Here is a 15950-nt window from a genome sequence, read left to right as displayed (position 1 = left end):
GTTCACGGCGTCCCACCCGGCTCGTCCCGGCGGACGGCCGGCGGTTCGACCACCTGGCGGCCCTGACCGGAGACCGGGCAGCTGGTCCGCACCGGGCAGACCCGGCACTTCGAGTTGGCGACCGCGGCGAAGGTGGCGGCGGCCATCGTATCGGCGGTGCGCCGCACCAGGGCGGTCGCCCAGCCGGCCTCCGGCCCCTCGCCGGGCGGCGGTTGGCTCTGCTCCTTCGCGTCCTTGGCGGTCGTGCCCAGCTGCACCAGGGCCGCGCCGCCGGACTCGTCGCCGAAGTCGGCGAACGCCCCCGCCTCCACCGCCGCCTGGTAGGCGCCGAGCTGCGGGTGTTCGGCGAGGTCACTGCCGGTGACCGCGGTCGACTTGCCGGTCTTCAGGTCGATCACCACCAGCCGGCCGTCGGCGTCGACCTCCAGCCGGTCCACCCGGCCGGTCAGCTCGACCGGCCGGGTCGGGTCGTCCAGCCGGACCGCGAACTCGTGCTCGATCGCGAGCAGCCGGCGGGGGTTGACGGCCAACCAGCGCAGCAGCTTGTCGACCATCGCCTCGGCCCGCTGCCGCTCCGGCCCGGCCATCCAGCGGGCGGCCAGCTCGATCGCGTCGAACCGGGCCGCCACGTAGTCGAGCAGGGCGCCCCGGTCGGCGCTGGCGTCCTCGGCGAGCATCGCGGCGGCGTGCACCAGGTTGCCCACGCCCTGCGCGGCGGTCGCCGGCGCGCTGCCGCCGTGCCGCTCCAGCAGCCACCGCAGGCTGCACCGCAGGGCGCTCTCCATCGCCGACGGGGTGACCCGGACCGGTTCCCCCTCGTCGACCAGGGGACGGTCGTCGGAGAGCCCGCGCAGCCCCCACCAGTCGTCCGGGTGCGCGCCGGGCACGCCCGCGGCCGCCAGCCGCGCCAACTCGGCCGCCGCGGCGCGCCGCCGGGCGTACGAGGCGGCCGGGTCCACGACCGCCGTACGCAGCTCCGCGACCAGCGCCGGCAGCGTCAGCGCCCGGGGCGGTCGGGTGATCGGCAGCACGCCGGGACGGGTCGGCTCGTCGCCGTCCTCGTCGGCATCGTCCTCGCCGGTCGCGCCGCCGGCCCGCGCGACGCCGCCCTGGCGCGCGACGCCGTCCCGCGGCGCGACGCCGTCCCGCGGCGCGGCGGTGTCCGGCTGCGCGACGCCGTCCGGCGGTGCGGTGGCCGCGCCGTGCGGCACGGCCGCGTCGCCGTCCGGGGCGGGTCGCGGGCCGGGCGGGGTCGGCTCGGGGCCGTCGTCCGGGGTGGCCCGCGGGCCGGGCGGGGCATCGCCCGGCGGCGCGGTCGGCGCGAGTTCGTGCAGGAACCGGCTGGGCTGTTCCTCGTGGTCGTCGCCGCCCACGGCGGCGGAGGCGACCGCGCTGACCAGGAGCCGGCGGCGCGCCCGGGTCACCGCGACGTGGAACAGCCGTCGCTCCTCGTCGAGCAGCGCCGACGTCTGGCCGACCACCGTGGCCACCCCGCCCGCGTCGACGGCCCGCCCGGCGAGCACGTCGACCAGCCGTTCGGAGCCGAGCAGGCTGCCGCGCAGTCGCAGGTCCGGCCAGACACCCTCCTGGACCCCAGCCACCGCGACCAGGTCCCACTCCAGGCCCTTCGCGGCGTGCGCGGTGAGCAGCCGGACCGCGTCGCCACGGTCGGCGGTGGGTGCGAGCGTGTCGGCCGGCAGGTCCTGCGCGAGGACGTGGTCGAGGAAGACCTCGGTGCGCGCGCCGGGCAGCCGGTCGGTGAACCGCGCGGCCGCGTCGAAGAGCACCATCACCGCGTCGAGGTCCCGGTCGGCGGCCTCGGCCCGACGCCGCCGCGCGAGGTCCCCCTCGCCGGCCACCGGCCGACCCTGGACGATCGCACCGGCCCACCGCTCTGCCAGGCCACTGGCCTGCCACACCGCCCAGAGCACGTCCTCCGCCGTGGTGCCCGCACGGGCCGCCGCCGCCCGCGCCGTGGCCAGCAGCCCGGCCACCGCCTGCGCCGGCTCGGCCCACCGCCGGTCGATCGCGGCCAGCTCGGCGGGGTCGCGCAACGCCTCGACGATCAGCTCGCCGGACGGCCGCCGGTCGCCACCGGCCAACGCGAGAGCGCGCAGGCCCTGGCGCAGCCGCCGCTCGGCGAGCGGATCGGCCCCGCCCAGCGGAGAGTGCAGCAGCGCGACGGCCGCCTCCTCGTCCAGCTGCTCCGGCGAGAGCGCGCAGCGCAGCAGGAGCAGCAGCGGCGCGACCGCCGGTTGCAGGTGCAGCGGCAGGTCCTCACCGTGCACGACGGTCGGCACGCCGGCCGCGTGCAGGGCCCGCTGGAGACTGGGCAGTTGGCGCGCGGTCGACCGGACCAGCACCGCCATCTCGGACCAGGGCACCCCGTCGAGCAGGTGCGCCGACCGCAGCGTGTGCGCCAGCCAGGCGGCCTCGCTGGTGCCCGAGCGGAAGGTGTGGACCTCGACCACACCGGGTGGCGCGTCGGGCAGCGGACGCAGCCGGCGGTGCCGCGCCGGGCCACGCAGCCGCCGCGCCACGCCGGCCGTCGCGGCCAGCAGCTCCGGGCCGGCCCGGTAGGAGGTGGCGAGCAGCACCTGCGCGGCGGGCGCGCCGGACGCCGTCCGGAACCGGTGCGGGAAGGAGGTGACGCCGGCCGGGTCGGCGCCCCGGAACGCGTACGTGGACGAGTCGGGGTCGGCGAAGGCCACCAGCGGCTTGCCCCCGCCCGCCACCACGGCGAGCAGGTCGAGCTGGGCGGGGTCGGTGTCGGCCAGCTCGTCGACGTAGACGTACGCCAACCGGCGCCGCTCGGCGGCCAGCAGCTCCTCGTCGTCGCGCAGCATGCCGGTGGCGGCCCGCACCAGCTCGGCCGGGTCGTACGCGATCGAACCGCGGTTGCTCACGTCCCGCAGGGCGAGCACCGCCACGTACTCCCGGATGAAGCGCGCGGCCGCCGGCCAGTCGGCACGCCCCAGCTTCTCGCCGAGGCGAGCCAGCTCGATGGGACCCACCCCCCGCTCGGCGGCGCGCATCAGCAGGTCCCGCAGCTGGGCGGCGAAGGCACGGGTGCGCAGCGCCGGGCGCAGGTCCTCGGGCCAGCCGACCGGGTCGTCCTCCGGCTCCTCGCCGACCACGTCGAGCAGCTCACGGATGATCAGATCCTGCTCGGGACCGGTGAGCAGCCGGGGCGAGGGCTCACCCCGCTCGGCCGCCGCGCGGCGGAGCAGCCCGAAGGCGTACGCCGGGAAGGTGCGCACCAGCGGCTCCCGCAGCACCCGGTGACCGTCGCGGGCCACGCGCGCCTCGATGCGGTGCCGCAGCGTGGTGGCGCCCCGGCGACTGAAGGTCAGCACCAGGATGCGTTCCGGGTCGACCCCCTCGGCCACCCGGGCGGCGACCGCCTCGACGAGCGTGCCGGTCTTGCCGGTGCCCGGCCCGCCGACGACCAGCATCGGCCCGTCGGTGTGCCCGACCACCTCGGCCTGCACGGCGTCGTTCCGCCACGGCCGCGCCGGGTCGACGCCGGACTCGGCCCGCCCCGCACCGTCGGCCGGGCCCGGGGACCGCCCGCCGTCGCCCGTCGCAGGCTGCCCGGCACCGTCGGCCGTCCCGGAGGACCGGCCGAGCTCGTCGGTCGGCCCGGGGTGCCGGCCGAGCCCGTCGGTCGGCAGCGGGGGCCGACGCACCAACCGGTACGCCTGCATCAGCTCATCCCACCACGCCCGTACGACACCCCCCGCACGCCACCCCGCCCACCCGCCTTTACCCCGTCGATCATGGAGTTGTTGCCGCGACACGCCGACGACACGCGCAATAACTTCGTGATCAACCGCGTCACGCGCCGGGCGGGATGCGGGGCGGGTCAGGAGAGGTGGGACTCCAGGGTGGCCAGGGCGGCGGGGACGGAGTCGGCGACGGTGAGCAGACCGAGGCCCGCCGGCTTGAGGAAGTGCTGGTCGGTCAGCGTGGCCAGCCAGTCCAGCAACGGCCGGTAGAAGCCGTCCGCGTCCACCAACACCATCGGCTTGCCGTGCAGGGCGAGGGTCGCCGTCGTCCAGACCTCGAACAGCTCGTCCAGCGTGCCCAGCCCGCCGGGCAGGGTGAGGAACGCGTCCGACTTGTCGATCATCAGGGTCTTGCGGCTCGCCATCGAGTCGGTGATGAGCAGCTCGTCCGACTTCAGGTCGGCGACCTCCAGGTCGACCAGCGCCTGGGGGATCACGCCCACCGTCCGGCCGCCCGCCGCCCGGGCGCCGTCCACCAACGCGCCCATCATGCCGACACAGCCACCGCCGCTGACCACGGTGTGCCCACGCCGGGCGATCTCGGCGCCGGTGTCGGCCGCGAGCCGCAGCCAGCGTTCGTCGAGCGTACGGGAGGAGGCGCAGAACACGCAGATGGCGGCCACGGCTCAGTCCTCCTCCGCCTCGCGCCGGTCGGCGGCGGCGTGCTCGGCCGCGGCGGCCTGCTGGTCGGCGCCGGTACGCGCGACCGCCTCCTCCCGGACCGCCTCCTGCTCGGCGGAGAGCGCGGCCTCGGCCTCGACGATGTGCCGGACGGCGGCGTTGACGTCGTCGGTGAGACAGATCAGGTCCAGGTCCACCGGCCCGATCTTGCCGCCGGCGGCCATCGTGTCGCGGAGCCAGTCGAGCAGGCCGCGCCAGTAGTCCACGCCCATCAGCACCACCGGGAACCGGGTGACCTTGCCGGTCTGCACCAGGGTGAGCGCCTCGAACAGCTCGTCCATGGTGCCGAACCCGCCGGGTAGCACCACGAAGGCCTGGGCGTACTTGACGAACATGGTCTTGCGGGCGAAGAAGTAGCGGAAGTCGATGGCCAGGTCGACCCAGTCGTTGATGCCCTGTTCGAAGGGGAGCTCGATGCCCAGCCCGACGGAGAGGCCACCGGCTTCGCTGGCGCCCCGGTTGGCCGCCTCCATCACGCCCGGGCCGCCGCCGGTGATGACGGCGTAGCCGGCCCGGGCGAGGGCGGCACCCAACTCCTCGGCCAGCACGCACTCGGCGCTGTCCGGCCCGCTGCGCGCCGAACCGAAGACGCTGACCGCCGGCGGCAGGTCGGCGAGGGTGTCGAAGCCCTCGACGAACTCGGACAGGATGCGCAGCGCCCGCCAGGCGTCCCGGGTCTTCCAGTCGCCTCGCCCGCGCGAGTCGAGCAGCCGCTGGTCGGCGGTGCTCGTCGGGATCGCCTGGCGACGCAGGGTCACCGCGCCGCGGTGCCGTTCCCGCCCGGGCACCCGGCCCGCGTCCCGCCCGTTGCTCTGGCTCATGCAAGCCACCGTAGTGGAGCGGCACCGGCCGGGTGCGCGGGGCGAGAACGCGCCGAAATAGTTCGCGATCTTGGGCAACTATTTCGGTCGCCCGTACGTCTTACTATTCACATACCGGGTATGCCCCGGCGCGCGCCTTCGGGGGAGGAGCCAGCGTGATCAGCAACAGCGAGATGATCCGGATCCGCCGTCAGATGCAGCGGCGGATCCGTGACGTGGTGGCCGAGCGCCGCCGCGCCCGTCAGTTGGAGCCGGCCGGCACCGAGTCGTCCGTCGACGCCGCCGACGCCCGGCCCACCACGAACCCGTCCGTCACCGCCTCGGTCTGACCACCCGCTGGCTGGTCGGCGGCGTCAGGCGGAGGCCAGCCAGCGGTGCAGGGTCGCCGCGCCGTCCCGGATCTTGCTGATCTCGACGTGCTCGTCCGGGTGGTGCGCCAGGTTGGGGTCGCCCGGGCCGAAGTTCAGCGCGGGGATGCCCAGCGCCGCGAACCGCGCCACGTCCGTCCAGCCCAGCTTGCCGATCGGCGCGGCGCCGACCGCCGCCAGGAACTCCCGGGCCGGGGCCGCCTCCAGCCCGGGCAGGGCACCGGGCGCGGAGTCGGTGACGGCCAGGTCGAAGCCGGCGAAGACCTCCCGCAGGTGCGCCTCGGCCTCCTCGGGCGTCCGGTCCGGGGCGAACCGGTAGTTCACCTCGACCTCGCAGCGGTCCGGGATCACGTTGCCGGCGACGCCGCCGTGGATCCGCACCGCGTTCATGCCCTCCCGGTACTCGCAGCCGTCGATCGTGACGCGCCGCGCCTCGTACGCCTGGAGCCGCCGCAGCACCTCACCGGCGGCGTGGATGGCGTTCACCCCGTGCCAGGAGCGCGCCGAGTGGGCCCGGACACCGGTGGTGGTGACCATCGCCCGCATGGTGCCCTGGCAGCCGGCCTCGACGACCCCGTACGTCGGCTCCAGCAGCACCGCGAAGTCGGCCGCGAGCCACTCGGGGTGCGCCTCGCCGACCAGGTGCAGCCCGTTGTACTTCGACTCGATCTCCTCGGCCTCGTAGAAGAAGTACGTGAGGTCGTAGCGGGGGTCGGGGAGGGTCACCGCCAGGTGCAGGGCGTACGCGACGCCGGACTTCATGTCGGACGTGCCGCAGCCGTACATCAGGTCGCCGCGCATGGTGGACGGGAAGTTGTTGTTCAGGGGCACCGTGTCCAGGTGCCCCGCCAGCACCACCCGCTGCGCCCGGCCCAGGTCGGTGCGCGCCATCACCGTGTTGCCGTGCCGGAACGTCGTCAGGTGCGGCACGCGCCGCAGCACCTCCTCCACGCAGTCGGCGATCGCCTTCTCGTTGAGGGACACGGACTCTATGTCGACGAGGACGCGGGTGAGCGCCACCGGATCGGCGAGGACCTCGGGGGTCAGCGGGTTCTCCATGATTCGCACGGTACCGTCAGACCCGGTGGGGACGAGCAGTGATCTTGCCGGCCCGCAGCGCGTACGAGACCGGCCCGCAGCCGCGAACGAGAGGTGAAGCAGTGACGTCCGCACAATCCGCCTGGGGCATCGGCCTGGCCACCGTCACCGCCGACGACCAGGTGCTCGACACCTGGTATCCGACCGGGAAGCTGGGGCTCGGCGAGCTGCCGCTGGTGCCCGGCGAGGAGAAGTCGGACGTGCTCGACCTGCCGCCGGGCGCGATCGGCGAGCGGGGCCTGCCGGGCCTGCGGGCCGTCCAGGTGGTCACCGTCATCGGTTCGCTGGACGACCCGATCAAGGACGCGGCGGACGCGTACCTGCGGCTGCACCTGCTCTCCCACCGGCTGGTCCGGCCCAACGAGATCAACCTCGACGGCATCTTCGGCAAGCTCGCCAACGTGGCCTGGACCTCGGCCGGGCCGTGCCCGCCGGAGCGGGTGGACGAGCTGCGGGTGATCGAGCGCACGGCGGGCCGGCACCTGGCGGTCTACGGGGTGGACAAGTTCCCCCGGATGACCGACTACGTGGTCCCCTCCGGGGTGCGGATCGCCGACGCGGACCGGGTGCGGCTCGGCGCCCACCTGGCCTCCGGCACCACGGTCATGCACGAGGGCTTCGTCAACTTCAACGCCGGCACGATGGGCTCCTCAATGGTCGAGGGCCGGATCGTCCAGGGCGTGCTGGTGGGCGACGGCTCGGACATCGGCGGCGGCGCCTCGATCATGGGCACCCTCTCCGGCGGCGGCACCGAGAAGATCAGCATCGGCGAGCGGAGCCTGATCGGCGCGAACGCGGGCGTCGGCATCTCGCTCGGTGACGACTGTGTGGTCGAGGCGGGCTGCTACATCACCGCCGCGTCGAAGATCACGCTTCCGGACGGGCGGGTGGTCAAGGCCCGCGAGCTCTCCGGCGTCGACGGGTTGCTCTTCTGGCGCAACTCGGTGACGGGCGCGCTGGAGGCGAAGCCGCGGACCGGTCGCGGCATCGAGCTGAACGCCGCGCTGCACGCCAACGACTGACGCGAACCCGCCGGGTCCGCGGACGACCGCGGACCCGGCGGGCGTACGCCATCAGCGCAGCCGGTACGCCTGGATGATGTGCTGCGTCACCGTGTTGCCCGCGGTGTCCCGGGCGGTGGCCCGCAGCGACGCGTAGCCGCTGCCGGCCGGGTGCCGCACGGTGGCCTTCCAGCCGCCGTCACCGGGCCGGACCTTGGCCCGCTGCCAGGTCGCGCCGCCGTCGTAGGAGACCTCGACGGTGAGCGCCGCGACCCGGGCCGAGGGCGCGCCGGGCTGCCGCTCCACCGTGACCGGGATGGTGAAGGCGCGTCCGGCCGGCGCGGTGTTGGCCACGTCGAGCGGTGGCGCGAAGCGGACCGCCATCGCCGGCAGCCGGGCGAAGTCCTCACCGGGCACGTGTCGGGACCGGAACGTCCAGGCGACCCCGACCTCGGTGCTCAGGTCGGTGAAGCTCCGCCTGGTCACCGTCGCCAGCCGGTAGCTGGCGGCGCCGGCCGGCACCTCGAACTCGCCGTAGCCGGGTTCGCCGTTCTCCCCGACCAGCTTCCCGTTGCGGTAGAGGGCGGTCCGGGCGCTCTCCGGCAGGGACCCGCCGGCGTGCCCGTCAGCGTCGCCGTGCAGCGGCACGTCGAGCACGATCAGGTCGCCCAGCCGGGTGAGGCCCTGACCGGGCCAGCGGGGCGCCGGGAAGGACGGCCCGTACGGCGCGCTGTTCCAGTCCTCTCGCGACTTCCGGCCGGGCCGGTAGGTCTGTTCCTCGCCGACCAGCACCGCCCGGGGCTCGATCCAGCCGTCCTCGGTCGGCACGCCGAAGGTCATCTCCCCGGACCAGCGCACCCCGCGGGTGTTGTAGTGCTCGACCCGCTGCCCGGGCAGCGACGTCGGCAGCACGGCGGCCCAACCGCCCACGTCCGGTTCGAGGTGCGGGAAGACCACCCGTTCGGTGCTCAGGCCGGGGTAGCCGCCGCGGAACCGGTGGGTGACCGTGGCCAGGTCTCGGCTGCGGTAGTGCCGGTCGAAGCCGGTCGGCTGCCGGCCGGGGAATCCCTCGCTGAGCGCGTAGAGGTAGGGGCTGCTGGCCGCCGTCCGGTCGGCCCACTGGCTGCTCACCGTGCCGAGGAAGTGCTCCGGCGACCCGGCCGGGCCGTGCTGGCCGCTGGAGAGCCCGCTGAAGTCGAGGCCCAGCGCGCTGAAGCCGTACGCGCCGCCGTCGGCGGCGAACACGTTCGCCCCGACCTCGACCAGAGCCGGTGTGGCCGACGGGTCCGGCACGGTGGTCCGCACCGGCTTCGCCTGCCGCGCGTCGATGGGGATCGTCGTGTCCCGGTCGAGCACCAGTTCGGGGCGGGCCATCAACGCCGTCCGGGGGTTCTCCTCGTCCCCGCCGTTGAGGAAGGTCAACACCCCGTACCGGCCCTTCGGCATCCGCAGCTCGGTGGTCCCGTCGGGGTCGGACGCCTCCTGCCCGCCGGACTCGTCCAGCCCGGCGAGGACGGTGAACGCGTTGCCGGTGAGGGCCCCGGTCTCGTCGAGGTGCCGGACGGTGAGGGTGTAGCTCTCCACCTCCCGGTGCACACCGAACGGCGTGACGGCCACGCTGTCCCCGGCGCGGGCGACGACGCGGCCGGTGTAGTGGCCGTCCGCGTCACCGATCCGGGTGTCGGCGGTGACCGTGGCCGAGGCCGTGCCGCCGGCCGGCACGGTGACCTGGGCCGCGCTCAGGGTGAACAGGCCGGCCGGTGCCAGTGCGCCGGTCGGGCCGGTGGCCTCGACGGTGAGGTCGAGAGTGACCGGTGCCGTGCCGTCGTTGCGCCAGGTCACCTCCCGGGTGACCGGGGTGTCGTCCTGGTGCGGCCAGGTCGTCCGGCCGAACGAGACGCTCACCGGCTCACTGGTGACGGTCTGCGTGATCGCCCGGGCCACATCGACCCGACCGGCCCCCTGCTCGTACGCGGACTGCTCCGGGTGCGGCTTCGCCGACGCCATCAGGGTGGCCTTGAGCTGCCCGGCAGCCCAGCCGCTGTGCTGCTGGGCGAGGAGGGCGACCGCGCCGGCGACGTGCGGGGCGGCCATCGAGGTGCCGGAGATCGAGACGTACCCCTCCCCCGCCGGGTCACCGATCACGCCCTCCGCGGCGCGGGCGGCGACGATCTCCACGCCCGGAGCCGTCAGATCCGGCTTGAGCGCCTCGTCGCCGGTGCGCGGGCCACGACTGGAGAACTCGGCCAGCACGTCGTCGCGGTCGACGGCGCCGACGGCGAGCGCCGCGTCGGCGGTCGCCGGTGAGCTGACCGGGGCGAAGCCGCCGTCGTTGCCGGCGGAGACCACGAAGAGCGCGCCGGTCGCCGCCGTGAGCTGGTTGATCGCCTCTTCGAGCGGGTCGAGCTCCGGCGTGTCCATGCCGCCGATGCTGATGTTGATCACGTCCGCACGCTGGTCGACGGCGGCCCACTGCATACCGGCGAGGATCGCCGAATCGGTGCAGCCGAAGACCTCGCACACCTTGCCGGAGAGCAGGGTGGCGTCCGGTGCCACGCCCCGGTAGCGGCCGCCGGAGGCGGCGCCGCTCCCGGCGATGATCGATGCGACGTGCGTGCCGTGCCCGACCACGTCGGTCGTCGCGGGCTCCTCGGTGAAGTTCTGCGACTCGGCCACCCGGCCGGCCAGGTCCGGATGCGTCGTGTCTACCCCGGTGTCCAGCACCGCGACCCGGACGCCCCGGCCGGTGTAGCCGGCCTGGTGGGCGGCGGGCGCGCCGATCTGCGGGACGCTGTGGTCCAGAGTGACCTTCCGCCGGCCGTCGAGCCAGATCCGGTCGACACCCCCCGCCGTGTCGACCCGGGCTCCGGCCCGACCCGTGAGCGCGGCCCACACCTCGGTGGCCCGCTGCTTCGCCGCGGTGCCGGCGAGTCCGTGGATCGCGGGCAGCTCCCGGGTGATGGTCACGCCTGCCGGCGCGGCGGCCCGCCGCGCGGCCCCGGTCGACGACGGGCGGAGCAGCACCGGCAGGTGATCGCTGCGGGCGTCGTCGTAGCCGGCGGCGATGAGGCCGGTGACGTCGAAGAGCCGCCGGTCGACCCGCCCGTCGCGGATCAGCGGCAGCGCGTCGTGGGGCACCACCGAGAGCCGGCCGCGGTGGCGCGAGGTGAGGAAGTGGACGTGTTCGCGCCCCGCGCCGGGTCGTACGCTCGCGCCCCCGGACCGGGTGACGGTCACCCGGTCGCCGGTGAGCAGCGTGACGGTGGTGTGGTCGGCGGGCACCGACGTGGCGCGTGGGGCGGCCACCGCCGGGCCGGGTTCGGTCGGCGGAGCCGCCGAGACGGCCGTCGGGGCGGCGAGCACGAGCGCGAACGCGAGCCCGACGCCGGAAATTCTCCGGATTCTGTGCAACGGATCCTCCTCGGTGGAGCGTCGTTAACCAACGAGAGACACATTGACAACCGTCAGGGTTGCATACCCGGTATGCAGTAGGGAAGTCGTAAATCCGACCAAGTCGCCGGCACGGCCGAGGACCGCTCGGGATGATCGAGCGGTGACGTCCATGAGGGAACGCATGCTCGCCGGCGAGCTCTACCAGGCCGACGACCCGGAGATCACCGCCGACCTCGACCGCGCCGCCCGACTGATGGAACGCTTCAACACCAGCCCCGCCGACGACCCCACCGCCCGCCTGGCGGCGCTCCGCGCACTGCTCGGCGAGGTCGGCGAGGGCGCCTGGATCCGGCCGCCCTTCCACTGCGACTACGGCCACCGGATCCGCATCGGCCCCGGCACCTTCATCAACTACCAGTCGGTCTTCCTCGACGTCGCGCCCATCGTCCTCGGCGCCGACGTCCAGGTCGGTCCGAACGTCCAACTGCTCACCCCGACCCACCCGGTGCCGCCCGAACCACGACGGGCGAAGTGGGAGTCCGCGAAACCCATCACCATCGAGGACAACGTCTGGCTCGGCGGCGGTGCGATCGTCCTCGCCGGAGTCACCGTCGGCGCGAACACCGTCGTCGGCGCGGGTGCCGTGGTGACCCGCGACCTACCACCCAACGTCGTCGCGCTCGGCAACCCCGCCCGCCCGGTACGCGCCGTCGACTGACCACGATCAAGCCCTTCACCTGCACAAACAGACTCTCGACCGCTGGCGCATCGGCCCGCGTTCCGGCACTGTGGGTAGTGACGGTTTCACCGGGAGGCGACATGGCCGGTCGGGTGCTGGAGCTGCGGGTGCACGGGGTGTCGAACACCCCGCCGGACCAGATCCTCGGCCTGCGCCCCGGACCGGCCGACGCCCCGCCCCAGCCACGGCTGGTCGCCGGTGGAGCCGTGACCGGCTTCTACCGCGCCCCCGGCGGCGGGCCGGACGACCCGCTCGCCGTCGAGGCGTACAGCTGGGGGCAGTTGACCTCCGGCGCGCGGACCGCGCGCGACGTCGAACGCGCACTGTGGACGCTGCTGCTGCCGTTCACCCTCGCGAACGTGGCGCTGCACGCCCGGCCCGAGATCCCACCCGACCCCGACCAGGAACGCTGGACCAGCCGCTCCGGAATCACCGCCTGGCTGATCCGGCTCTTCTGCCTCAGCCTGACCAGCACCGTCGTCCTCGCGGTGACCGGCATCGGCGTCGACCTGATCGGTTGGCAGTGCGTCGACGACTACTGCCTGGGCCGCATCCCCGGGCCGTGGGAGTTCCTCGCCCACGGCTGGTGGAGCGCGGGAACCCGCGCCCTCGCCGTCGGGCTGCTCGTCCCGCTGGCGCTGCTCGCGGTGCTCGGCCTGGTCGCCTGGCGCACCTACCAGTACGAGGCGGAGATGCCCGCCGACCCGAGCCGCGGTCAGGTCCGCCACCCGCCCGGCGGCTCCCCCAGGGACACGAAGCCACCGGCCGCCGCCCAACCGGCGGAGGAGCCACCGGCCGCCCAACCGGCGGAGGAGCCGCCGCCCGAACCCGAACCACCGCCTCCGGAGCCGGCGAACCCCCTGCAGGACCACACCTTCTGGTGGGGAGAGGGCCAACTGCGGCGCGCCGCGGTGCTGCACCTGTCCACCGGCGCCGTGGTCGCGGCGGCGGTGCCGCTCGGCACGGTGCTGGCGATGGACCCGCCGCGTGGCCTACGTGCCGCGCTCGCCTGGCCCACCGTCGCCCTGGGCAGCGCCGTCCTGGTCATCGCGGTGGTGGCCCTCGGCCGGCCGTACCTGGCCCGACGCGCCGGATCCACCCCGCTCGGCGCGTGGAGCGCCGCCGTCGCCGGCCTCGCCGGCCTCACCGTGGTCGGCACCGTCGCCGTCCTGCTGCTGCCCGACGGGCCGGCCGGCACCCCCCTCGCCGCCTGGCGGCCGCCCAGCGGCTGCGCCCAGGATCCGGCGACCCCGGGCTGCTTCACCGACCGCTCACTGCCCGGGTACGACTGGATCATCGCTTGGCTGTGGGCCGGACAGCTACTGCTGCTCATCACCATCGGCGGGGTGGCCCGGTCCGGCCGGCGGGCGCTGGCCCCACCCGTCGCCGCGGGGCTACTGCTCGCCGGCGGGGTGCTCTGGATCGACGGCTGGCTGCCGGCGGTCCCACCCGCCCCCGACCCGTTGGCCGGGTGGACGCTCGCCGTCCCCGCCATGACGCTCGCCGCGGTCGCGCTGGTGCTCCCCCGCGCCCCGACCGGCAACCGGCACCATCCGCCGGAACCGCACACCGACGTGGGGTGGGGCGGGCGCGGACCGGCCGTCATCGCCGGTTTCGGCTGGTTGCTCTGCGTCGCGTACACCAGCGGCCTGCTCTACTGGGTGACCGACCGGCTGAACAACGGCGCCACTCCCAGCGGCCGGTCCACCGTCACCCCGCCGATCCCCGTCATGTGGGCGGGGCTCGCCTTCGCCGTCGCGCTGGCCGTCCTCGCGGTCACCGTCGCGCGGGCCGCCGTGCTCTTCTACCGCCTGCGCCGCCGGGAGCACGCGAAGCTGGTCCCGCCCGGGCACCACCTCTCCCTACACGAGCTGCGACGCTGCCGCGACGTCACCGCGTTCCGCGCGCTGCACCGGCTGGTCGGCGAACACGCGATCCGGCTCGTAGGCTGCTACGCGGTCGCCGTGACGGTGCTGGTCATCGTCGCCTGCGCCGCCGCGCTCTCGCACACCCGACCCCATCCGGTCGACGCCGCCGACGGCGCCGCGATAGTGAAGGTCGTCGCCGATGTCGGGGACTCCATGCTCGGCTGGCTGCCGGTGCTGGTCGCCGCGATCGGCGCGCTGGTCTACCGCAACGACACCGTACGGCGGACGGTCGGCGTGATCTGGGACGTGGGCACGTTCTGGCCCCGGGCCGCCCACCCGCTCGCCCCGCCCAGCTACGCCGAACGCGCGGTGCCCGAACTCCAGACCCGCATCGCGGGGCTGCTCGCGCTGACCGAGCGCGACCCCCGCCGGGTGGACGGCATCATCCTGTCCGGACACAGCCAGGGCACGGTGATCTGCACGGCGGTGATCCTCCAACTACCGGCGCGGTGGCGACGGCGGCTCTGGTTCTTCTCGTACGGCTGCCAACTGACCCGGCTCTACGGGCGGATCTTCCCCGCGTACTTCGGGCCGGGCCGGTTGCCGGTGCTCACCGAGGCCCTGACCGTGGCCCCCGGCTGGACCGGCTGGACCAACTTCTGGCGGGACACCGACCCGCTCGGGTGGCCCGTCGACGCGGGCGAGCGGGACCTGGCCGTGCGGGACCCGGAGGCGCTGCACCCCAGCGGCGGCGAGGTCGCCGACCCGCCCATCCGCAACCACAGCGGCTATCCGGAGGCGCCCGAGTTCCACCGGGAACGGGCGCGGGTGGCCCGGCTCCTGCGCCGTGGCGTGCCGCTACCCCGACAGCCCGTCGGCTAGCCGGACCACCAGGTCGGCGCGCCCGGCCGTGCCGGCCACCAGCGTCGCGTTGGTCTCGTCGCTGCCGAGCGCCCAGGCCCGCGCCTCCGCCGGCGTCCGCCCGTACGCCTCGTGCCGGGCGGTGAGCCGGCGCACCCGCAGCTCCGCGTCGAGGTCGAGGAACCACGCCTCGTGCAGCAGCGACCGCACCTCGTCCCAGGGCGGCTCCGACAGCAGCAGGTAGTTGCCCTCGGTCACCACCAACCGCACCTCCGGCGGGACCTCGATCGCCCCGGCGATCGGCTCCTCCAGGTCGCGACGGAACGCCGGCGCGTAGACCGAGGTGGGTTCGAGTCGGTGCAGGCGGCGCAGCAGGCTCACGAAGCCGTTCGCGTCGAACGTGTCGGCCGCGCCCTTGCGCCCGGTGCGGCCGAGCCGGTGCAGCTCGACCTGCGCGAGGTGGAAGCCGTCCATCGGCACCAGCCGCGCGGACGGGCCGACCTCGGCGACGATGCGCTGGGCCAGCGTGGACTTGCCGGCCCCCGGCGCACCGGCGATGCCGAGCAGCTGACGCGGGCCGGCCGCGGCCAGGGCGCCAGCCCGCTCGACCAGCTCCTCGACGGTGAGCATCTGCGCGGCCGGCATCAGTCGAGGACCGGCGCGGTGATGGCGAACCGCCCCTGCACGGCGGCCTGCACGGTCTGCATCTGAGGGTCCAGGTCCAGCTCCGGCGGGCCGCCGCCCGCCTCCGCGTAGGCCATCCGGGCCAGCATCGGCCGCTCCACGCCCGCGTCGGCGAGCTCGATCAGGGCGGTGACCCGGGCGCCGAGCGCCTCCGCGTATTCCCGAGCTCGGGAGACGGCGTCGCCGATCGCGGCGTGCCGGGCCTCCCGGTGCGCCGGGCTGTCGGGCCGCAGCGACCACCAGGGCCCGGCAACCTCGACCTGGTCCTGGTCGGCCAGCCGGAGCATCAGCTCGCCGAGCGTGGCGAAGTCGGTGACCGTGACGGTGGTCGTGACCGCGCCGTGCCAGGCCACCACCCGCTCGGTGGCCCGCCGGGTCTCCGGCCGCACCCGCAGGTCACCGGTCTCCCGGCGGTCGATCGCCGGCCCGTAGCCGTCGAGCAGCACCCGGACGGCGGCGGCGCGCTCCGCCAGCCTGGTCAGGGTGGTCTCGCGGTCCCGGTCGCGCGCGGTCGCGGTGACCGCGAACCGGGCCAGCTCCGGCGCCACCTCCCGGTAGGCCTCGCCGCGCACCGTCACCACCGGGCCGTCCACCATGCCCTCACCCTAGTCGGGGGCCGGGCGCCGCGCCGCGCACACCGGACCCGCG

General features: G+C 75.0%; 11 protein-coding genes. 4 read left to right on the top strand and 7 right to left on the bottom strand.

Annotated elements, in window-relative coordinates:
• Positions 1-2 precede the first annotated feature (2 nt).
• The 3 genes from ACIBTV_RS03600 to ACIBTV_RS03590 all read right to left on the bottom strand — a co-directional run bounded on the left by ACIBTV_RS03600 (position 3) and on the right by ACIBTV_RS03590 (position 5290).
• A complete protein-coding gene (locus ACIBTV_RS03600) occupies positions 3-3707 on the bottom strand; it encodes an ATP-dependent helicase (protein ID WP_396701898.1) in 3705 nt (1234 codons plus the stop codon).
• A gap of 158 nt (positions 3708-3865) precedes the next feature.
• The gene (locus ACIBTV_RS03595; RefSeq protein ID WP_396701896.1) at positions 3866-4411 is read right to left on the bottom strand and encodes a TIGR00730 family Rossman fold protein; all 546 of its coding nucleotides are present in this window, start codon (positions 4409-4411) and stop codon (positions 3866-3868) included.
• Between the two features lie 3 nt (positions 4412-4414).
• The gene (locus tag ACIBTV_RS03590; protein ID WP_396701894.1) at positions 4415-5290 is read right to left on the bottom strand and encodes a TIGR00730 family Rossman fold protein; all 876 of its coding nucleotides are present in this window, start codon (positions 5288-5290) and stop codon (positions 4415-4417) included.
• Between the two features lie 155 nt (positions 5291-5445).
• Between ACIBTV_RS03590 and ACIBTV_RS03585 the strand changes: the two genes are divergently transcribed.
• Positions 5446-5619, top strand: a complete 174-nt coding sequence (locus ACIBTV_RS03585; protein WP_396701892.1) for a hypothetical protein — start codon at positions 5446-5448, stop codon at positions 5617-5619.
• A gap of 24 nt (positions 5620-5643) precedes the next feature.
• Here the strand turns inward: ACIBTV_RS03585 and dapE are convergent, their stop codons facing one another.
• The gene (gene dapE / locus ACIBTV_RS03580) at positions 5644-6717 is read right to left on the bottom strand and encodes a succinyl-diaminopimelate desuccinylase (RefSeq protein WP_396701890.1); all 1074 of its coding nucleotides are present in this window, start codon (positions 6715-6717) and stop codon (positions 5644-5646) included.
• Between the two features lie 101 nt (positions 6718-6818).
• Between dapE and dapD the strand changes: the two genes are divergently transcribed.
• Positions 6819-7778: a 2,3,4,5-tetrahydropyridine-2,6-dicarboxylate N-succinyltransferase gene (dapD, locus tag ACIBTV_RS03575; RefSeq protein ID WP_396701888.1), complete on the top strand. Its 960-nt coding sequence runs from the start codon at positions 6819-6821 to the stop codon at positions 7776-7778.
• A gap of 51 nt (positions 7779-7829) precedes the next feature.
• Here dapD and ACIBTV_RS03570 read toward each other — a convergent pair whose 3' ends face one another.
• Positions 7830-11168, bottom strand: a complete 3339-nt coding sequence (locus ACIBTV_RS03570) for a S8 family serine peptidase (RefSeq protein WP_396701886.1) — start codon at positions 11166-11168, stop codon at positions 7830-7832.
• A 151-nt stretch (positions 11169-11319) separates the two neighbouring features.
• On the opposite strand from ACIBTV_RS03570, the gene ACIBTV_RS03565 reads away from it, so the two are divergent.
• Positions 11320-11868, top strand: coding sequence for a sugar O-acetyltransferase (locus ACIBTV_RS03565; protein WP_396701884.1), 549 nt, complete (start codon positions 11320-11322; stop codon positions 11866-11868).
• Between the two features lie 101 nt (positions 11869-11969).
• A complete protein-coding gene (locus ACIBTV_RS03560; RefSeq protein ID WP_396701882.1) occupies positions 11970-14639 on the top strand; it encodes a hypothetical protein in 2670 nt (889 codons plus the stop codon).
• Here the strand turns inward: ACIBTV_RS03560 and ACIBTV_RS03555 are convergent.
• On the bottom strand, positions 14616-15263 hold the full coding sequence (locus tag ACIBTV_RS03555; RefSeq protein ID WP_396701880.1) for a nucleoside/nucleotide kinase family protein: 648 nt from the start codon (positions 15261-15263) through the stop codon (positions 14616-14618). The two genes, ACIBTV_RS03560 and ACIBTV_RS03555, sit on opposite strands and share 24 nt — an antisense overlap.
• A complete protein-coding gene (locus ACIBTV_RS03550; protein WP_396701878.1) occupies positions 15263-15898 on the bottom strand; it encodes an SIMPL domain-containing protein in 636 nt (211 codons plus the stop codon). Before ACIBTV_RS03550 ends, ACIBTV_RS03555 begins: the two co-directional genes overlap by 1 nt.
• Positions 15899-15950: the final 52 nt, after the last annotated feature.

This window comes from Micromonospora sp. NPDC049366, from assembly GCF_044466625.1.
Classification (GTDB): domain Bacteria; phylum Actinomycetota; class Actinomycetes; order Mycobacteriales; family Micromonosporaceae; genus Micromonospora.
The sequence above is the reverse complement of the archived record's forward strand: the minus strand, read 5'-3'. Positions and strand labels throughout refer to the sequence as shown.